General features: G+C 67.5%; 18 protein-coding genes. 9 read left to right on the forward strand and 9 right to left on the reverse strand.

Features of this window, described 5'->3' with window-relative positions:
- Positions 1 to 211 precede the first annotated feature (211 nt).
- From LJ657_RS25715 to dnaA, 5 genes are all read right to left on the reverse strand, one after another.
- On the reverse strand, positions 212 to 745 hold the full coding sequence (locus LJ657_RS25715) for a DciA family protein (RefSeq protein WP_232651112.1): 534 nt from the start codon (positions 743 to 745) through the stop codon (positions 212 to 214).
- On the reverse strand, positions 742 to 1,863 hold the full coding sequence (gene recF / locus LJ657_RS25720; protein ID WP_232651113.1) for a DNA replication/repair protein RecF: 1,122 nt from the start codon (positions 1,861 to 1,863) through the stop codon (positions 742 to 744). Before recF ends, LJ657_RS25715 begins: the two co-directional genes overlap by 4 nt.
- Before the next feature lie 52 nt (positions 1,864 to 1,915).
- Entirely contained in the window at positions 1,916 to 2,791 is an 876-nt protein-coding gene (gene gnd / locus LJ657_RS25725; RefSeq protein ID WP_232651114.1) for a phosphogluconate dehydrogenase (NAD(+)-dependent, decarboxylating), read from the reverse strand.
- Between the two features lie 140 nt (positions 2,792 to 2,931).
- The gene (gene dnaN / locus LJ657_RS25730; protein WP_232651115.1) at positions 2,932 to 4,062 is read right to left on the reverse strand and encodes a DNA polymerase III subunit beta; all 1,131 of its coding nucleotides are present in this window, start codon (positions 4,060 to 4,062) and stop codon (positions 2,932 to 2,934) included.
- Positions 4,063 to 4,950: 888 nt separating this feature from the next.
- Complete coding sequence (dnaA, locus tag LJ657_RS25735) at positions 4,951 to 6,849, reverse strand: chromosomal replication initiator protein DnaA (RefSeq protein WP_308117084.1); 1,899 nt, start codon at positions 6,847 to 6,849, stop codon at positions 4,951 to 4,953.
- Positions 6,850 to 7,223: 374 nt separating this feature from the next.
- On the opposite strand from dnaA, the gene rpmH reads away from it, so the two are divergent.
- The 9 genes from rpmH (at position 7,224) to LJ657_RS25780 (ending at position 14,171) form a co-directional block, all read left to right on the forward strand.
- Positions 7,224 to 7,361, forward strand: a complete 138-nt coding sequence (gene rpmH / locus LJ657_RS25740) for a 50S ribosomal protein L34 (protein WP_005482975.1) — start codon at positions 7,224 to 7,226, stop codon at positions 7,359 to 7,361.
- Between the two features lie 21 nt (positions 7,362 to 7,382).
- The gene (gene rnpA, locus LJ657_RS25745) at positions 7,383 to 7,754 is read left to right on the forward strand and encodes a ribonuclease P protein component (protein ID WP_078912589.1); all 372 of its coding nucleotides are present in this window, start codon (positions 7,383 to 7,385) and stop codon (positions 7,752 to 7,754) included.
- The gene (gene yidD, locus LJ657_RS25750) at positions 7,751 to 8,104 is read left to right on the forward strand and encodes a membrane protein insertion efficiency factor YidD (RefSeq protein WP_232651117.1); all 354 of its coding nucleotides are present in this window, start codon (positions 7,751 to 7,753) and stop codon (positions 8,102 to 8,104) included. Before rnpA ends, yidD begins: the two co-directional genes overlap by 4 nt.
- A 3-nt stretch (positions 8,105 to 8,107) precedes the next feature.
- Positions 8,108 to 9,388 (forward strand): membrane protein insertase YidC, encoded by a 1,281-nt coding sequence (gene yidC / locus LJ657_RS25755; protein ID WP_232651118.1) that lies wholly within the window; start codon positions 8,108 to 8,110, stop codon positions 9,386 to 9,388.
- A gap of 15 nt (positions 9,389 to 9,403) precedes the next feature.
- Positions 9,404 to 9,916 carry a Jag family protein gene (locus LJ657_RS25760; RefSeq protein ID WP_232651119.1) on the forward strand — a complete coding sequence of 171 codons (513 nt, stop codon included), beginning with the start codon at positions 9,404 to 9,406 and terminating at the stop codon, positions 9,914 to 9,916.
- A gap of 119 nt (positions 9,917 to 10,035) precedes the next feature.
- On the forward strand, positions 10,036 to 10,752 hold the full coding sequence (rsmG, locus tag LJ657_RS25765) for a 16S rRNA (guanine(527)-N(7))-methyltransferase RsmG (protein WP_232651120.1): 717 nt from the start codon (positions 10,036 to 10,038) through the stop codon (positions 10,750 to 10,752).
- 301 nt (positions 10,753 to 11,053) lie between these two features.
- Complete coding sequence (locus LJ657_RS25770) at positions 11,054 to 12,127, forward strand: ParA family protein (protein ID WP_269786945.1); 1,074 nt, start codon at positions 11,054 to 11,056, stop codon at positions 12,125 to 12,127.
- Entirely contained in the window at positions 12,124 to 13,224 is a 1,101-nt protein-coding gene (locus tag LJ657_RS25775) for a ParB/RepB/Spo0J family partition protein (RefSeq protein WP_232651121.1), read from the forward strand. The genes LJ657_RS25770 and LJ657_RS25775 overlap by 4 nt, the downstream gene beginning before the upstream one ends.
- Before the next feature lie 329 nt (positions 13,225 to 13,553).
- Positions 13,554 to 14,171 (forward strand): GNAT family N-acetyltransferase, encoded by a 618-nt coding sequence (locus LJ657_RS25780; RefSeq protein WP_232651122.1) that lies wholly within the window; start codon positions 13,554 to 13,556, stop codon positions 14,169 to 14,171.
- A 94-nt stretch (positions 14,172 to 14,265) separates the two neighbouring features.
- On the opposite strand, the gene trxA is transcribed toward LJ657_RS25780, so the two are convergent.
- From trxA to sigM, 4 genes are all read right to left on the reverse strand, one after another.
- Positions 14,266 to 14,598: a thioredoxin gene (gene trxA, locus LJ657_RS25785; protein ID WP_007383275.1), complete on the reverse strand. Its 333-nt coding sequence runs from the start codon at positions 14,596 to 14,598 to the stop codon at positions 14,266 to 14,268.
- 41 nt (positions 14,599 to 14,639) lie between these two features.
- The gene (trxB, locus tag LJ657_RS25790) at positions 14,640 to 15,608 is read right to left on the reverse strand and encodes a thioredoxin-disulfide reductase (protein ID WP_232651123.1); all 969 of its coding nucleotides are present in this window, start codon (positions 15,606 to 15,608) and stop codon (positions 14,640 to 14,642) included.
- Between the two features lie 168 nt (positions 15,609 to 15,776).
- Entirely contained in the window at positions 15,777 to 16,694 is a 918-nt protein-coding gene (locus tag LJ657_RS25795; protein ID WP_232651124.1) for an anti-sigma factor family protein, read from the reverse strand.
- Positions 16,691 to 17,428, reverse strand: a complete 738-nt coding sequence (gene sigM, locus LJ657_RS25800; RefSeq protein ID WP_232651125.1) for an RNA polymerase sigma factor SigM — start codon at positions 17,426 to 17,428, stop codon at positions 16,691 to 16,693. Before sigM ends, LJ657_RS25795 begins: the two co-directional genes overlap by 4 nt.
- Between the last annotated feature and the right edge of the window lies 1 nt (position 17,429).

The raw sequence follows: 17,429 nt of genomic DNA on the forward strand, positions 1-17,429 counted from the left end.
AGTCCTCATGTGGCGCCCTGAACCGGCGTCTTCCGGGTCCCCATATACGGAGCAGGGCTCCAAGAGGCTCACAGCGGCACTCAGCGCTTCCGACTGTCAACCCTTGGCTACTTGGGAGTCAGGTCGGTACTCGCAACCGTGTGCGGTGGTACGGCACGGCGGCCACCGACGCCACGACCAGACCGCCGACGACCTGCCGATGTGAGGTCTGTCACCCATACGTGTCGCCGGGTCCCGTGCTGCCAGGGGCACGCAGGGGACCATAGCGACGGGCGGGGCCTCCGGGACCGTTGACCTTGATCATCTTCACCGCGCCGTGCCCGAGGTCCTCGTTGAGACGGGCCACGAGCGTCGGGGCCAGCAGGCGCAGATTCGTCGCCCAGGCCGTCGAATCGCAGCGCACCACCAGTACGCGCTCGTCCTCGTCGTACTTCTCCGGCACACAGTGCTTGGCCAGGTCCTCGCCCACGATCTGCGGCCAGCGGCCCATCACCCCGCCCACCGCCGCCGGGGTCTCCCAACCGCGCTCGGTGATGAGCCGGTTGATCGCAGCACCGAGCGCCATGGGGTCGCGCCCGTCAGCGCGAGCGCCGGAGCGCAGGCCACCGCGTCGCGCCTGCTTCTTCTGCTGCGCCGCGTCCCCACGCGCGCGTGCCTGCTCCTTCGCCGCCCTCAGCGCCACGCGCGCCAGGTCGACGCCGGACGGCTCGGGGGTCTTCTCGGGCGCGGGCTCTTCGCTCGTCATGCGTGCTCCACCGTCCCGTCCGACACGGAGTACCGCGTCCCTGCCAGTACGTGCGGTACGTCGTCGTCGACCGCGGCGGTCACCAGCACCTGCTCACCGGGCGCGACCAGCTCCGCCAAGCGCTCCCGGCGACGGGTGTCGAGCTCGGCGAAGACATCGTCGAGGACGAGCACCGGCTCATTGCCCTCGGCCCGCAGCAGGTCGTACGAGGCGAGGCGCAGCGCCAGCGCGTACGACCAGGACTCCCCGTGGGAGGCATACCCCTTGGCGGGCAGCTGACCGAGTCTGAGAAGCAGATCGTCCCGATGGGGCCCCACGAGGGTGACACCCCGCTCGATCTCCTGCTTGCGCGCCTCGGCGAGAGCCCCCATCAACTGCTCGTGGAGATCCTCGCGCGTATGGGCCTCACCTGGGGCGGACGGCTTGTACTCCAGGGCGACCGGGCCGCCCCCCGGCGCCAACTGCTCGTACGCCTTGTCGGCCAGCGGCTGGATCGCCGCGATCAGGTCCAGGCGCTGGGCGAGCAACTCGGCACCCACGCGCGCGAGATGCTGGTCCCAGACGTCGAGTGTGGACAGGTCCATGGAGCGGCCGCCGTGCCGACGGGCCAGCGCGGCCGACTTCAGGAGCGTGTTGCGCTGCTTCAGGACCCGCTCGTAGTCGGAGCGCACGCCGGCCATGCGCGGGGAGCGGGCGGTGATCAGCTCGTCGAGGAAACGACGCCGCTCACCAGGGTCGCCCTTGACCAGGGAAAGGTCCTCCGGGGCGAACAGGACGGTCCGCACGATACCCAGCACGTCACGCGGCCTGACCTGCGAGGACCTGTTGATACGGGCCCGGTTGGCCTTGCCGGGGTTCAGCTCCAGCTCGACCAGCTGTTGCCTCTCGCCCTGCCTGACCTGCGCCCGGATGACCGCGCGGTCGGCGCCCATGCGCACCAGGGGCGCGTCGGAGGCCACCCGATGGCTGCCGAGGGTGGCGAGATAGCCGACGGCCTCGACGAGGTTCGTCTTGCCCTGCCCGTTCGGGCCGACGAAAGCGGTGACGCCCGGGTCCAGCGGAACTTCGACCCGGGCGTACGACCGGAAGTCGGCCAGCGACAGGTGCGTGACGTGCATGGTCGGTCGCCGACCTCCCCCAGTGTTGTGGACTGTTGCACAGCCCTGTGGACTACTTCTTCTCGACCGCGTGCCCGCCGAACTGGTTCCGCAGCGCCGCGATCATCTTCATCTGCGGAGAGTCCTCCTGACGCGACGCGAACCGCGCGAAGAGGGAGGCCGTGATCGCGGGCAGCGGCACGGCGTTGTCGATGGCGGCTTCCACAGTCCAGCGTCCCTCGCCGGAGTCCTGTGCAAAACCTTTCAGCGTGTCCAGGTGCTCGTCCTCGTCGAGGGCGTTCACCGCGAGGTCCAGCAGCCAGGAACGGATGACCGTGCCTTCCTGCCAGGACCGGAAGACCTCGCGCACATCCGTGACCGAGTCGACCTTCTCCAGCAGCTCCCAGCCCTCGGCGTAGGCCTGCATCATCGCGTACTCGATGCCGTTGTGGACCATCTTCGCGAAGTGGCCCGCGCCGACCTTGCCGGCGTGCACCGAGCCGAACGTCCCCTCAGGCTTGAGGGCGTCGAAGACCGGCTGCACCCTGGCGACGTTCTCCGCGTCGCCGCCGTACATCAGCGCATAGCCGTTCTCCAGGCCCCAGACGCCGCCGGAGACACCGCAGTCGACGAAGCCGATGCCCTTGGCCGCCAGCTCCTCGGCGTGCTTCTCGTCGTCCGTCCAGCGGGAGTTGCCGCCGTCCACGACGACGTCCCCCGGCTCCAGGAGCTCGGCCAGCTCGTCGATCGTCGACTGGGTGGCCGCACCGGCAGGGACCATCACCCAGACCACGCGGGGCCCACTGAGCTTGCCCACAAGCTCTTCCAGGCTGTGGACATCGGCGAGGTCCGGGTTGCGGTCGAATCCGATGACGGTGTGGCCTGCGCGGCGTATCCGCTCACGCATGTTGCCGCCCATCTTGCCGAGGCCGACGAGACCGAGCTCCATCAGTTGTTCCTTAGGTTGCTGTGTGGCGTGTGGGGCACTCTCGTACCTGCGTCCGAGCCTAAACCCGGACGCTCGCGCACACCTGTGGGCATACCCGCTCAAACGTATGCCCCAACCTGCGGATTCTCTGAGGACAGCGATCAGCCGCTGAGACGCACAGGCATGATCAGGTACTTGTAGGCCTCGTCCGCCTCCGCGTCCAGCGCCGGCTTGCCGCTGAGCAGGGCGGGCTTGGTGGACGTCGTGAACGACAGCTGGGCCACCGGGGAGTCGATGGCGCTCAGTCCGTCCAGCAGGAAGGTCGGGTTGAAGGCGATCGAGATGTCGTCACCCTCCAGCTGCGCGTCCACCCTTTCCACAGCCTGTGCGTCGTCGCTGGAGCCGGCCTCCAGGATCAGCACGCCCTGTTCGAAGCTGAGCCGGACCGGGGTGTTGCGCTCGGCGACCAGGGCCACACGCTTGACGGCCTCCACGAAGGGGGCGGTCTCGATCACGGCGACGGTGTTGAACTCCGTCGGGAACAGCGTGCGGTACTTCGGGAGGTCACCCTCGAGGAGGCGGGTGGTGGTGCGACGGCCCGCACCTTCGAAACCGATCAGCCCCTCGCCCGAGCCCGAGCCGGACAGCGCCAGGATCACGCTGTCGCCGCTCGTGAGGGCCTTGGCGGTGTCCAGGAGCGTCTTGGCGGGCACCAGGGCGACCGCGGAGGCCTCCGGGTTCTCCGGCTTCCACAGGAACTCGCGGACCGCGAAGCGGTAACGGTCGGTGGAGGCCAGGGTGACGGTGTCGCCCTCGATCTCGATGCGCACACCGGTGAGGACGGGGAGCGTGTCGTCACGACCGGCCGCGATCGCCACCTGCGCGGCGGCGGAAGCGAAGACCTCACCGGGAACGGTGCCTGTCGCGTTCGGCATCTGCGGCAGTGCCGGGTACTCCTCCACAGGCAGGGTGTGGAGTGTGAATCGCGAGGAACCGCAGACCACGGTCGCCCGTACACCGTCTGTGGAAATCTCTACGGGCCGGTTGGGGAGGGCGCGGGAGATGTCGGCGAGCAGCCGACCGGAGACCAGGACGGTGCCCTCCTCCTCGACCTCCGCCTCCACGGACACCCGCGCGGAGACCTCGTAGTCGAAGCTGGAGAGGCTGAGGACGCCGTCCTCGGCCTTCAGCAGAAGGCCGGCGAGGACAGGCGCCGGCGGACGGGCCGGGAGGCTGCGTGCCACCCAGGCAACTGCCTCCGCGAGTACGTCGCGTTCCACCCGGATCTTCACTGTTGCCGCCTCCTGCTGTTGCCGGCGCTTCTCGCCCTGCCTGGCTTCGTCGTCTGTCGCGGTGTCGTCGGCCCCTGTGATGGGAAGGACACCGGGGACCAGTCTGACGCACCGCACTGACAGTAGGTGCCTGTCGGGGTCAAGTCGTGACGAGGGCCAGCCGGGACCCGGACAGCAAGTTGTGCACAGGACCCCCTTCGAAACGGATTCCCAGCTCTCTCTAGTTGGGAGTAGTAGTAGGGGCTGTGGAAACCGTGGATAACCCTGTTTTCCCAGGTCAGAGGCGAAATTTTATCCACTGCCCCTGTGGGCGGAGGCAGTGGACAACTCTGGGGTTCTGTGGAGAACGGAAAGTTCTGCACACCCCGTGCACAGCCTGAGGTGAGTTCTCCCCAGCGCCGTCCCCAGCTTTACCCCCGTTGCCCACAGCCCAACCTGGCACCTTTGTGTGACGCCTTTCACTCGACGCGGTGATCAGGCGCGTCACGTTGCCGAACAGTGGACAGCGATGTGGAGAAGCCACCAATCGCTGGGGACAACTGAGGCAGGCCTGTGGGTTGTCGGTGGACAACTTCGTGCACAGCTTGTGGATCATCTCGTCGTCCACAGTCTGTGGAGATCCTTCATCCACTGTTCCACAGCCACTTGACCTGGCTGGATGGTGGTTCGGCAGGTGTCCTGTGGATCGCGATCTGGACAACTTCACAGTCCCCAGCATGTGGACGGAAGAAAGTTCCGGAATCTGTGGAGAGTGGCCGTAACCCGGCAGTTAATCGAACAGCGGACAACGCCGACATGAAGGAGGGCGCCCTCCGGATCTCCTCCGGGGGCGCCCTCGGCGTGTGTCTGGACGCGTATCGAGGCGTCTGGGACGGGCCTGTGTGGCTGTCAGCCGTTCTTGATGCGGTTCGTCAGCTCGGTCACCTGGTTGTAGATGGAGCGTCGCTCGGCCATCAGATTGCGGATCTTGCGGTCCGCGTGCATCACCGTGGTGTGGTCCCGGCCGCCGAACAGCGCACCGATCTTCGGCAGGGAGAGGTCCGTCAGCTCCCGGCACAGATACATGGCGATCTGGCGGGCCGTCACCAGTGCCCGGCCGCGGGAGGTGCCGCACAGGTCCTCGACGGTGAGGCCGAAGTAGTCGGCGGTCGCGCTCATGATGGCCGTGGAGGTGATCTCGGGGGCGGAGTCCTCGCCGCCGGGGATGAGGTCCTTGAGGACGATCTCCGTCAGGCCCAGGTCCACCGGCTGGCGGTTGAGCGAGGCGAAGGCCGTCACGCGGATCAGCGCGCCCTCCAGCTCGCGGATGTTGCGCGAGATGCGGGAGGCGATGAACTCCAGTACCTCCGGCGGGGCGTTGAGCTGTTCCTGCACCGCCTTCTTGCGGAGGATCGCGATGCGCGTCTCCAGCTCGGGCGGCTGGACGTCGGTGATCAGGCCCCACTCGAAACGGTTCCGCAGCCGGTCCTCCAGGGTGACCAGCTGCTTCGGCGGCCGGTCGGAGGACAGCACGATCTGCTTGTTCGCGTTGTGGAGCGTGTTGAAGGTGTGGAAGAACTCCTCCTGCGTCGACTCCTTGTCCGCGAGGAACTGGATGTCGTCGACGAGCAGGATGTCCATCTCGCGGTAGCGCTTGCGGAAGCTGTCGCCCTTGCCGTCGCGGATGGAGTTGATGAACTCGTTGGTGAACTCCTCCGAGCTCACATACCGCACGCGCGTGCCCGGGTAGAGGCTGCGCGCGTAGTGCCCGATGGCGTGCAGCAGGTGTGTCTTGCCGAGCCCTGACTCCCCGTAGATGAACAGGGGGTTGTACGCCTTTGCCGGTGCCTCGGCGACGGCGACCGCGGCGGCGTGTGCGAAACGGTTCGAGGCGCCGATGACGAACGTGTCGAAGAGGTACTTCGGGTTCAGGCGTGCGGTGGGCTCACCGGGGCCGGTGGCGGGCGCCGGCTTTGCGGCCAGTGGGCCGGGCGCACCGCTGGAGGCGGGCAGCGAGGAGCCCACCGGGCCGCCGCGGTGGACGTGCCCGGAGCCGGACGGCTGCTCGGGCAGCTCCCGGCGTGCGTCGCGATGGTCGTAGTCGGGGCGGGCGTCGCGATGGTCGTAGTCCGAGCGCGGCTGGTCGTAGTCGGGTCGCTGCGCGTCGTACGGCGGGCGCTCCATCGACTGCGGACGGTAGTCCTGCGAGGGCGGGCCGTACGAGTCCTGTGGCGGCGAAGCGTAGGGGTCCCGCTCGGGGAACCCGAGGCGCTGCTGCTGTTGCCAGCCGTACTCCTCGCGCGACGGACGGGGCCAGGCGCCGGGCTCGGGGCGCTGGTACTCCGAGGGGTAGGCCGGACGGGCGGTGGGGAGCTGGTCGCCCGGGTCGCCGGGGAGCTGTTCGGGGCGGTTGGCCCGGTGGTCGTCGGCCCGGTGGCGGCCGTAGCCGTCGTACTGTCCGGAGGGGAGCTCGGGCTCTTCGTAGCGCGGCTGGGGGCGGGCCGGTGGCGTAGGCGGGGCGGGGGGTTCGCCCGCGGAGTCGTCGACGGTGATCGCGATGCGGATCGGGCGTCCGCACTCGCGGCTGAGGGTTTCGCTGACGATGGGGGCGAGGCGCCCTTCGAGTACGCCCTTTGCGAACTCGTTCGGTACGGCGAGCAGCGCGGTGTCGGCGACCAGCGCGAGTGGCTGGCAGCGCCGGATCCAGTGCTCGTCCTTCGTCTCCACGCCCTGCCCGCGGCCCTCGCCGAGAAGTTGTTCCAATACGCGTGGCCACACTGCGGCAAGATCGGCAGGTACGTCAGCCACAGGGCACGCTCTCTCACGGGTCCCACGAACGTGTGATTGTGGGACGGGTTGGGATTCAAATGGGGTGGGGCAGGTACAAGGGAACGAATCGGAGTTCAGCCACGGTAGTCAGGGCGACGGGTGCGGTTCAAGTTGTTGTCCCCAGGCTGTGGATAGTGTCTCCTAGTGACCGCTGGTTTGACCGGATGGCGTAGCCCCGCGTACCGTAACCAGGTCGAGTTGTCGATGGCTGCTGCCGCCTGCCTCCGATGGGCACAGATCGCGTCAGGTGATCGGGAAGCGGTGCAATCGGGCGTGACTGCGAGCTACTCGTGGGCGCACGGTGACAGCCAGGACGGCACCCGCCGCCACCGATTGATTTCTGGAGCCCCCGAGTGAGCAAGCGCACCTTCCAGCCGAACAACCGTCGTCGTGCCAAGACCCACGGCTTCCGCCTGCGGATGCGTACCCGTGCCGGCCGCGCGATTCTGGCGAACCGCCGCAGCAAGGGTCGCGCCAGCCTGTCCGCCTGATCCCGGTCAGGTCATGCCGTCGTGCTGCCCACCGAGAACCGGCTGAGGCGGCGCGAGGACTTCGCGACCGCGGTACGACGAGGGCGCCGGGCCGGACGCCCGTCCCTCGTCGTCCATCTTCGTAGCGGTGCCACGGACCCGCACGCGCCTGGGGAGAGCGCTCCCCCGACGCGTGCGGGTTTCGTCGTGAGCAAAGCCGTGGGCGGTGCGGTGGTACGCAACAAGGTCAAGCGCAGACTGCGCCACCTGATGCGTGACCGAGTCGCCCTGTTGCCTCCCGGTAGCCTGGTAGTCGTACGAGCGCTGCCCGGTGCGGGCGACGCCGACCATGCACAACTGGCCCGAGACCTGGACGCCGCCATCGAGCGGCTGCTGGGAGGGGGCGCGCGATGAAGTACCCGCTGCTGGCTCTGATCAAGCTGTACCAGTGGACGATCAGTCCGCTGCTCGGGCCGGTGTGCAAGTACTACCCGTCGTGTTCCCACTACGGCTATACGGCCATCGACCGGCATGGTGCGATCAAGGGCACGGCGCTCACCGCGTGGCGCATCCTGCGGTGCAATCCGTGGTCGCTGGGCGGTGTGGACCATGTCCCGCCGCGCAAGCGTCCGCGGTGGCACGAAATGCTGCGTGGCGCCTGGCGTGCACGCAAGGGCGGGCCCTCCGCCGGCGAACCGGCCACCGAGGAGATTTCTCCTTCGAGCCCGGCCGCAGAGACCTCGTCCCATGCCCAAGGAGCATGATTAGTGGACACGATTGCCAGCCTCTTCAGCTTCATCACGACACCCGTTTCATGGGTCATCGTCCAGTTCCACTCGATGTACGGGAAGGTCTTCGGTCCCGACACGGGCTGGGCCTGGGGCCTGTCCATCGTGTCCCTGGTGATCCTCATCCGCATCTGCCTGATCCCGCTCTTCGTGAAGCAGATCAAGTCGACTCGGGCCATGCAGACGCTGCAGCCCGAGATGAAGAAGATCCAGGAGCGCTACAAGAGCGACAAGCAGCGTCAGTCCGAAGAGATGATGAAGCTGTACAAGGAGACGGGTACCAACCCGCTCTCCTCGTGCCTTCCCATCCTGGCGCAGTCCCCGTTCTTCTTTGCTCTGTACCACGTGCTCAACGGCATCGCGACGGGCTCGACGATCGGTGTCATCAACGACTCGCTGCTCGCCAGCGCGCGTAAGGCGCACATCTTCGGCGCCCCGTTGGCCGCGAAGTTCACCGACAGCTCGGCGAAGGTGGACGCGCTCGGCGCATCCATCACCAACGTCCGAGTCGTCACCGCGATCATGATCGTCCTGATGTCGGCGTCGCAGTTCTACACGCAGCGCCAGCTGATGACGAAGAACGTCGACACCACGGTGAAGACGCCGTTCATGCAGCAGCAGAAGATGCTGATGTACGTCTTCCCGGTCATGTTCGCCGTCTTCGGTATCAACTTCCCGGTCGGTGTTCTGGTCTACTGGCTGACCACCAACGTGTGGACCATGGGTCAGCAGATGTACGTCATCCACAACAACCCGACCCCGGGTTCCAAGGCTCAGGCCGCCTACCTGGAGCGCCTGACCAAGCACGTCACGCACCACGGCAAGACCCGCAAGCGGAGCGAGAAGACGATCGTCAAGGCGATCGTCGCCAAGGGCCGTGACCGCAACGAGTTCGAGCGCAAGTTCATCAACGCCCTGAACAAGGCGGGTCTTGCTGCCCAGACCGACGGCACCGTGATGAAGAGCGAGAGCGCTGCCGCCGCTCAGTCCGAGGACGGTACGCCGACGACTGGTGCGGCCGCCGTTCCCAGGCGCCAGCAGCCCAAGCGCCAGAGCAAGGCCCAGCGCCAGTCCGGCGGTCCGAAGGAAGCCGGCGAGTCCGAGCCGAAGACATCGCTGAGCAAGTCCGATGAGCCGGAGGACGCCAACCCCTCCACCGCTGCGAAGCCCGAGCCGAAGCCTGCCGGCGGTACTCGCAGCAAGGCTCAGTCCGGGCAGCGCAAGGGCCCGCAGCGCCCCAAGTCCCCGTCCAAGAAGTAAGAAGGAGCCCATCCCGTGACGGAAGGCACCACCTCCGCCGCTGCCGAGGGTGCAGACACCCTTACCCGCCTGGAGCAGGAGGGCGAGGTCGCGGCGGACTACCTTGAGGGTCTGCTGGACATTGCCGATCTCGACGGCGACATCGACATGGACGTCGAGGCCGACCGCGCCGCTGTCTCGATCATCAGCGACGCGAGCAGCCGAGACCTGCAGAAGCTGGTCGGCCGTGACGGTGAGGTGCTTGAGGCGCTGCAGGAGCTCACGCGCCTGGCAGTGCACCGGGAGACCGGGGACCGCAGCCGGCTGATGCTGGACATCGGCGGGTACCGCGCCAAGAAGCGTGCCGAGCTTTCCGAGCTGGGTGCGAAGGCAGCCGCCGAGGTCAGGAGCACCGGCGAGCCCGTGAAGATGAAGCCGATGACGCCGTTCGAGCGCAAGGTCGTGCACGACGCAGTCAAGGCCGCGGGCCTGCGCAGCGAGTCCGAGGGCGAGGAGCCGCAGCGCTTCGTCGTCGTGCTTCCGGCCTGATCGGTCCGTACGTTCCTTCGGCCCCGTCTGTAGCGCAGGCGGGGCCGAGCTTTGTCAGCCTGATAGTTCTGGTGGTCTCGGCGCTCGGTGCGCTGATGCGGTACGGAAGGACGGTCCCCGTGACGGAGGCAGCGGAGCTTCCCCCTGCGCCCGAGCAGGCGCGTGAGGTGTTCGGCGATCGCTTCGCGGACGCGGTCCGCTATGCGGAGCTGCTCGCCGAGGCGGGTGTGCAGCGCGGTCTGATCGGCCCGCGTGAGGTGCCTCGTCTGTGGGAGCGGCATCTGCTGAACTGCGCGGTGCTTTCCGAGGTCGTGCCCGAGGGCGTGACCGTGTGCGATGTCGGCTCGGGTGCCGGTCTGCCGGGTATTCCCCTCGCGCTGGTCCGCGAGGACCTGAAGATCACGCTGCTGGAGCCTCTGCTGCGGCGTACGACCTTTCTGACCGAGGTCGTGGAGCTGCTCGGCCTGGACCATGTGACGGTCGTCCGTGGCCGCGCCGAGGAGGTCATGGGCAAGGTGGCGCCGGTGCATGTCGTGACGGCGCGAGCCGTGGCCCCGCTTGACCGACTGGCCACATGGGGCATTCCACTGCTGCGGCCGTACGGGGAGATGCTGGCGCTCAAGGGCGACACCGCCGAGGAGGAGCTCAAGAGCGCGACCACCGCGCTGAGCAAGCTCGGTGCTGTGGAGACGTCCATCCTGCATGTGGGTGAAGGTGTGGTGGATCCTCTGTCCACGGTCGTGCGGGTCGAGGTCGGGGAGAGTCCCGGCGGTGTGCGCTTCGCGGCGAAGAAAGCGAAGGCCGCGCGGACGGGGCGGGTACGTCGGCGCCGCTGATGCGCCCTGACGACGAGACGTACTCCACACAAGCTGCCAAACCTACGCACGTCGGAGTGTCGCGACAGTTCGGCCACTGCTGCTGTGCATCGTGTTTCACGTGAAACGTCGCTCACTGCTCCACGGCATCATCAGCCGCGGCCGCGCCGCTGCCGAACCCCGCGACCGTAAGCCTCTCGGTTCACTCGGAGAGGCATCCGTATCCGACGGCACCAGGTCCCCCGTGAGGGGGGCCGAGTTGTCCACAGAGGTGGATTTCTCCACAGAACAACAGGCCTCACTGGTTCACGACCCCGAAGACATGGGAGGCTCTGTTCATTGCGAGCCTGAAGTCGAGGAGAGTGAATCCTTGCGGTCCGACGCCAACATCGCGGGACCGATGACCGATCCGGTCCCCGGTCCCCGTACCGAGTCGATGGGGGACGATGTTTCACGTGAAACACCGCCCCCGATGGACGACACTCCGATCGGTCGTGCTGCCCAACTGGCGGTGGAAGCTCTGGGCCGCGCAGGCGAGGGCCTGCCACGGCCCGAGCAGACACGCGTCATGGTGGTGGCCAACCAGAAGGGCGGTGTCGGCAAGACGACGACCACCGTCAACCTTGCCGCCTCCTTGGCCCTGCATGGCGGCCGTGTCCTGGTGATCGACCTCGACCCTCAGGGCAACGCATCCACCGCGCTGGGGATCGACCATCACGCCGAAGTCCCGTCCATCTACGACGTCCTGGTCGAAAGCAAGCCCCTCGCGGAGGTCGTCCAGCCGGTTCCGGACGTCGAGGGTCTCTTCTGTGCCCCCGCCACGATCGATCTCGCCGGTGCGGAGATCGAGTTGGTGTCTCTGGTGGCACGGGAGAGCCGGCTGCAGCGAGCCATCCAGGCCTATGAGCAGCCGCTGGACTACATCCTGATCGACTGTCCCCCCTCGCTCGGCCTCTTGACGGTCAATGCGTTGGTGGCCGGTGCGGAGGTCCTCATCCCGATCCAGTGCGAGTATTACGCGCTGGAGGGCCTGGGCCAGCTGTTGCGCAACGTCGACCTGGTGCGGGGGCACCTCAACCCCACGCTGCATGTATCGACGATCCTGCTCACCATGTACGACGGTCGGACGCGCCTGGCGTCCCAGGTCGCGGACGAGGTGCGCAGCCACTTCGGCGACGAGGTGTTGCGGACGAGCATTCCCCGCTCTGTCCGCATCTCCGAGGCGCCGAGCTATGGACAGACAGTGCTGACATACGATCCGGGATCGAGTGGCGCCCTGTCCTATCTTGAGGCGGCACGAGAAATCGCGCTGAAGGGTGTCGGCGTGGCATACGACGCGCCGCATGCCCACATCGGCGCCCAGAGCGACCCGAGCATGGTGGAGGGCATTCAGTGAGCGAGCGACGGAGGGGTTTGGGCCGTGGTCTCGGCGCGCTGATCCCTGCTGCCCCGACGGAGAAGACGCCGGTTCCGGCCGCTGTGGGAGGCGCTGGTTCTGCGTCTCCGTCAGCGGTCCCTGTGCTGACCACCGAGCGGGGAGTGGCAGCGGCGAAGGTGACAACGCTGCCGCCTGTTTCACATGAAACCGAGGAGCCGTCGCTGAGCGGCATCGTGGAGGCGCCCGAGTCTCCTCTAGGCGCCCACTTCGCGGAGCTCCCGCTCGACTCCATCACGCCGAACCCGCGCCAGCCGCGTGAGGTCTTCGATGAGGACGCGCTGCAGGAACTCGTCACCTCCATCAAGGAGGTGGGTCTCCTCCAGCCGGTCGTCGTGCGGCAGCTGGGCCCGGCCCGCTACGAGCTCATCATGGGCGAGCGGCGCTGGCGGGCCTGCCGCGAGGCCGGCCTCGAGGCGATCCCGGCGATCGTGCGGGCCACGGACGACGAGAAGCTTCTCCTGGATGCCCTGCTGGAGAACCTGCATCGGGCGCAGCTGAACCCGCTGGAAGAGGCCGCCGCCTACGACCAGCTTCTGAAGGACTTCAACTGCACGCATGACCAGTTGGCCGACCGGATCGGTCGTTCCCGTCCACAGGTCTCCAACACGCTGCGTCTGCTGAAGCTCTCGCCAGCGGTCCAGCGCCGGGTGGCTGCCGGGGTTCTGTCCGCCGGCCATGCGAGGGCGCTGCTCTCCGTAGACGACTCCGAGGAGCAGGACCGGCTGGCTCACCGGATCGTGGCCGAGGGGTTGTCCGTGCGAGCGGTCGAGGAGATCGTGACCCTGATGGGGTCGCGGCCGCAGACCGCTCAGCGGTCCAAGGGCCCTCGGGCCGGCGCCCGGCTCTCTCCGGCACTGACCGACCTCGCGACCCGTCTTTCGGACCGCTTCGAGACTCGGGTGAAGGTCGACCTGGGGCAGAAGAAGGGCAAGATCACCGTCGAGTTCGCCTCGATGGAGGACCTCGAGCGAATCCTCAGCAGCCTCGCTCCCGGCGAGGGACCCGTCCTGCAGAAGAGCCTGCTGGAGGACGATTCCGAGGACCTGGAGGGCTAGACAGCCTGTGGCCGACAGGGCGGCTCCGCCCGGTAGGCCGACCGAGTGGGCCGTGTCCGGTGTGTACCGGAACACGGCCCGCTCTTTGCTTTGAGGCGCTATCGATGGAATCGCTTCGTGGATACGATGCGTTCTGGTATGGCGCATCCACCTGGCAGTACCTCTGAGAGGGAGGCAGGGGCCATGCGAACGATGAGCCGCACCGGACTGGTGGGCGCAGGTCTCGGACTGGGCGCGGTCGGCGGTTTCGTCGGCGGCCTGTTGAGGGAACGGAGCGCTTTGACAGCCGCCCGCGACGCTGCGGGCGAAGGAAGCGAGGAACAGCCTTCATGGGGCGTCGGCTCGTACCGCTCACGCTGGACATCCTTCAGGACCTTCCCAACCGCTGTCGCGCGTGTGTCTTCTGGGAGTTGGACCCGGTCAGCGGTGAGGCCGCGCTGAAAGCGGGTACGTCTGCCCTGGAAAAGGAAGGGTGGATCTCGGCTGTCCTGCTGGACTGGGGGTCCTGCGGCCGGGTCGTCTACGTCGACGACGTTCCGGTGGGTTTCGTTCTGTACGCCCCTCCGGCCTACGTTCCGCGCTCCACGGCCTTCCCTACGAGCCCCGTCTCGCCCGACGCGGTGCAGTTGATGACCTCGTTCATCATGCCGGGCTATCAGGGGCAGGGGCTCGGGCGGGTCATGGTCCAGACGGTCGCCAAGGATCTACTGCGGCGGGGGTTCAAAGCCATCGAGGCTTTTGGTGACGCGCGATGGAAGGAACCGGCGTGTGTCTTGCCGGCCGACCATCTGCTGGCCGTGGGCTTCAAGACGGTCCGCCCCCACCCGACCTACCCCCGTCTGAGGCTGGAGTTGCGGACGACGCTCTCCTGGAAGGAAGACGTGGAGATGGCGCTCGACCGGTTGCTGGGTGCTGTACAGAAGGAACCGGTACTGAGGCCGCTGTGAAAAGCGTCCGGACAAGCGAATGGGCCACCCCCTCGGGGTTGGCCCATTCGTGTTTCACGTGAAACATCCGCCGCCGACTCGACGGCTGCGCCGACTACTCGGCGATGAAGTCCTCGAGGTCGCGGACGATCGCGGCCTTCGGCTTCGCACCGACGATGGTCTTGGCGACCTCGCCACCCTGGTAGACGTTCAGCGTCGGGATGGACATGACGCCGTACTTGGCGGCCGTACCCGGGTTCTCATCGATGTTGAGCTTGACGATCTCGATCTTGTCGCCGTACTCGGCGGCAATCGCCTCAAGAGACGGCGCGATCTGGCGGCACGGACCGCACCAGGCGGCCCAGAAGTCCACCAGTACGGGCTTGTCGCTCTTGAGGACGTCCTGCTCGAAGGAGTCGTCGGTCACATTCTTCAGGGTGCCGGCCACGGCGGGCTCCTTAACTGGTTGGTGCGTGGGGCGGATGGGGGTCAGACAGAGGTCTTCTCGGGCTCGGCCTGCTCCTCGTCCGCAAGGGCGGCGAGGAAGCGCTCGGCATCGAGCGCGGCGGAGCAGCCGGTGCCGGAGGCGGTGATCGCCTGGCGGTAGGTGTGGTCGACCACGTCACCGGCGGCGAAGACACCGGTGAGATTGGTGCGGGTGGAAGGAGCGGCAACCTTGAGGTAGCCCTCCTCGTCGAGGTCGAGCTGGCCCTTGAAGAGCTCGGTGCGCGGGTCGTGGCCGATCGCGATGAACAGGCCGGTGACCGCCAGGTCCGAGAGCTCGCCGGTCTTGAGGTTGCGCAGCTTCAGACCCGAGAGCTTGGGGTCGCCCTGGATCTCGGCGACCTCGCTGTCCCACACGAACTTCACCTTCGGGTCGGCGAAGGCGCGCTCCTGCATCGCCTTGGAGGCGCGCAGGGTGTCCCGGCGGTGGACGATCGTCACGGACTTGGCGAAGCGGGAGAGGAAGGTCGCTTCTTCCATCGCGGTGTCGCCACCGCCGATCACGGCGATGTCCTGGTCCTTGAAGAAGAAGCCGTCACAGGTGGCACACCAGGAGACACCGCGACCGGAGAGGGCGTCCTCGTTCGGCAGTCCGAGCTTGCGGTGCTGGGAGCCGGTGGTGACGATGACGGCCTTGGCCTTGTGCACGGTGCCGGCAGTGTCGGTGACGGTCTTGATCTCGCCGGTCAGGTCGACGGAGACGATGTCGTCCGGGACGAGCTCGGCACCGAAGCGCTCGGCCTGGGCGCGCATGTTGTCCATGAGCTCGGGGCCCATGATGCCGTCCCGGAAGCCGGGGAAGTTCTCCACGTCGGTGGTGTTCATCAGAGCGCCACCCGCGGTGACGGCGCCCTCGAACACGAGCGGCTTCAGCGACGCGCGCGCGGTGTAGAGCGCCGCCGTGTAGCCGGCGGGCCCGGAGCCGATGATGATCACGTTACGAACGTCGCTCACGGCTTGTTTCCTCGTCTCTGGACTGCGTCGTCGGACCGGGGGAGCCCCTCTCAGAACTCTCACCCCACCCAACGGATCCTAAGGGGCGCGCATTCCCACTGTGTCCGGGCACACGGGGACGCGACACGGCACGGGATACCACGCAGGACGGAGACGAAGCGTGTTCGTTCAGGGACGGGTGTAGGAGTGCGTCAGGAGAACCTTCGCCTTGGCGGCGGACGCATGACCCACACAGCTCGCATCGACGAGGTATGCGGTCACCTTGGTGCTGGCGGAGGCGTCGGACATGACCACGAGCAAGGCGTCCGTGCCTTTGTAGGTCCCTTCCTTCGTGGCGAGCGCCGGATCGGTGCGCCCGATGCCATTACGGATGCAGTCCGGGACCGTGGGTTCCTTGAAGATCTTGGGCTGGTTGGTCCCACCCTCGACACCGAGACTGTGCGGAGTATGGGAGCCGCTGCCGGAGCCCTGGCTCTTGAGGAGACCGGTGACCTGGTCCGCCAGCTTGGCCTCCGAGAAGGTGTCCGGGGTGGCGGACTCCCGGCCGTGGGCCGCAGACGCGGGCGGTTTCCCGTCGTTCAGCGACGTCAGCAGTACGGAGCCCAAGCCCACCGCGGCGACTGTGAAGACGGTGCCCAGGATGGCGACCCTGCGGTGTCCACCCCTCTTGCGCTGCTTGCGACCCGGTCCGGTGGAGGCGTGGGTATATCCCGCTGGGCGGTCTGCCGTTGCCGATGTTTCACGTGAAACACGGGCGCTGTCACCGGCATCGTCCATGGAACGCGAGATGCCGAGGAGCGCTGCCGGGGCGTCTGTGACATCGGGTGCTGTCGCGTTCAGCAGTGCCTCCGCAGCGAGAGCGGCGTCGATCCGGCCTGCGACCTCGGCGGGCATGTGTGTCGGGCCCGGCACCGAACCGAGAAGCCCTCGGATCTCCTCCAGTGACGCGTAGACGTCCGCGCAGAGCTCGCACGCGTCCAGATGCCGTCTCACGTCGGCGGTGCGGGACGGGGGAAGGAGCCCGTCGGTGAGGTCGGAGATCTCGGCGACGTCCGGGTGTCCGGCCATGTCCGTCGTGGATGTCACGCTCGCCCACCTCCGCCCTTCACAGCAGCTGAATCGCTTGGCCCCGTATCCGGCCTCGTATCGCGTGGACCGGCAGTCGGCGGTCCCGCTGCCGGTGGGACGGATGTCCCCTGAGTCCGGTTCCGCCCCTCGCTCTGTTCCTTGCCGCCACCGGCGTTTTCCGGCCTCAGATGAGTGAGGAGCGGCAGGAGTCTGGCTCTGCCGCGGGCACAGCGGCTCTTCACCGTGCCGGTCGGGACATCGAGCACGCGAGCGGCTTCGGCTACCGGGTATCCCTGCATGTCCACGAGAACGAGGGCGGCGCGCTGGTCCAGAGGCAAGGTGCCGAGTGCCTCCAACAGCTGCCGGTGCAGATCGTTGCGCTCTGCGGGAGCCGATGCCTCCTCGTGCGGCTCAAGCAGTTGCTCCAGCCGTTCGGTGTCGTCGACCGGGGAGGTCTTGCGCGAGGCGGCCTTGCGGGCGCGGTCGAGGCAGGCGTTCACCGTGATCCGGTGCAGCCACGTCGTGACGGCCGACTGCCCCCGGAAGGTGTGGGCGGCCCGGTAGGCGGACACAAGGGCGTCCTGAACGGCGTCAGCGGCCTCCTCGCGGTCCCCCAGTGTCCGCAGGGCCACCGCCCACAGACGGTCACGATGACGCCGCACAAGCTCACCGAAGGCGTCTGGGTCGCCCCCTACATGGCGGGCGAGGAGGTCCTGATCGCTTGCGTCGCTGTATGGGGTGTCATCTGCCATC

The sequence above is a fragment of the Streptomyces guryensis genome, from assembly GCF_021261325.1.
Taxonomy (GTDB): Bacteria; Actinomycetota; Actinomycetes; order Streptomycetales; family Streptomycetaceae; genus Streptomyces; species Streptomyces guryensis.

Bases quoted from the DNA above. Each gene is read 5' to 3' on its own strand.
- LJ657_RS25770 (WP_269786945.1), top strand. From the start codon at position 11,054: ATGGGAGGCTCTGTTCATTGCGAGCCTGAAGTCGAGGAGAGTGAATCC.
- LJ657_RS25780 (WP_232651122.1), top strand. From the start codon at position 13,554: ATGGGGCGTCGGCTCGTACCGCTCACGCTGGACATCCTTCAGGACCTT.
- recF (WP_232651113.1), bottom strand. From the start codon at position 1,863: ATGCACGTCACGCACCTGTCGCTGGCCGACTTCCGGTCGTACGCCCGG.
- LJ657_RS25715 (WP_232651112.1), bottom strand. From the start codon at position 745: ATGACGAGCGAAGAGCCCGCGCCCGAGAAGACCCCCGAGCCGTCCGGC.
- gnd (WP_232651114.1), bottom strand. From the start codon at position 2,791: ATGGAGCTCGGTCTCGTCGGCCTCGGCAAGATGGGCGGCAACATGCGT.
- sigM (WP_232651125.1), bottom strand. From the start codon at position 17,428: ATGGCAGATGACACCCCATACAGCGACGCAAGCGATCAGGACCTCCTC.
- yidD (WP_232651117.1), top strand. From the start codon at position 7,751: ATGAAGTACCCGCTGCTGGCTCTGATCAAGCTGTACCAGTGGACGATC.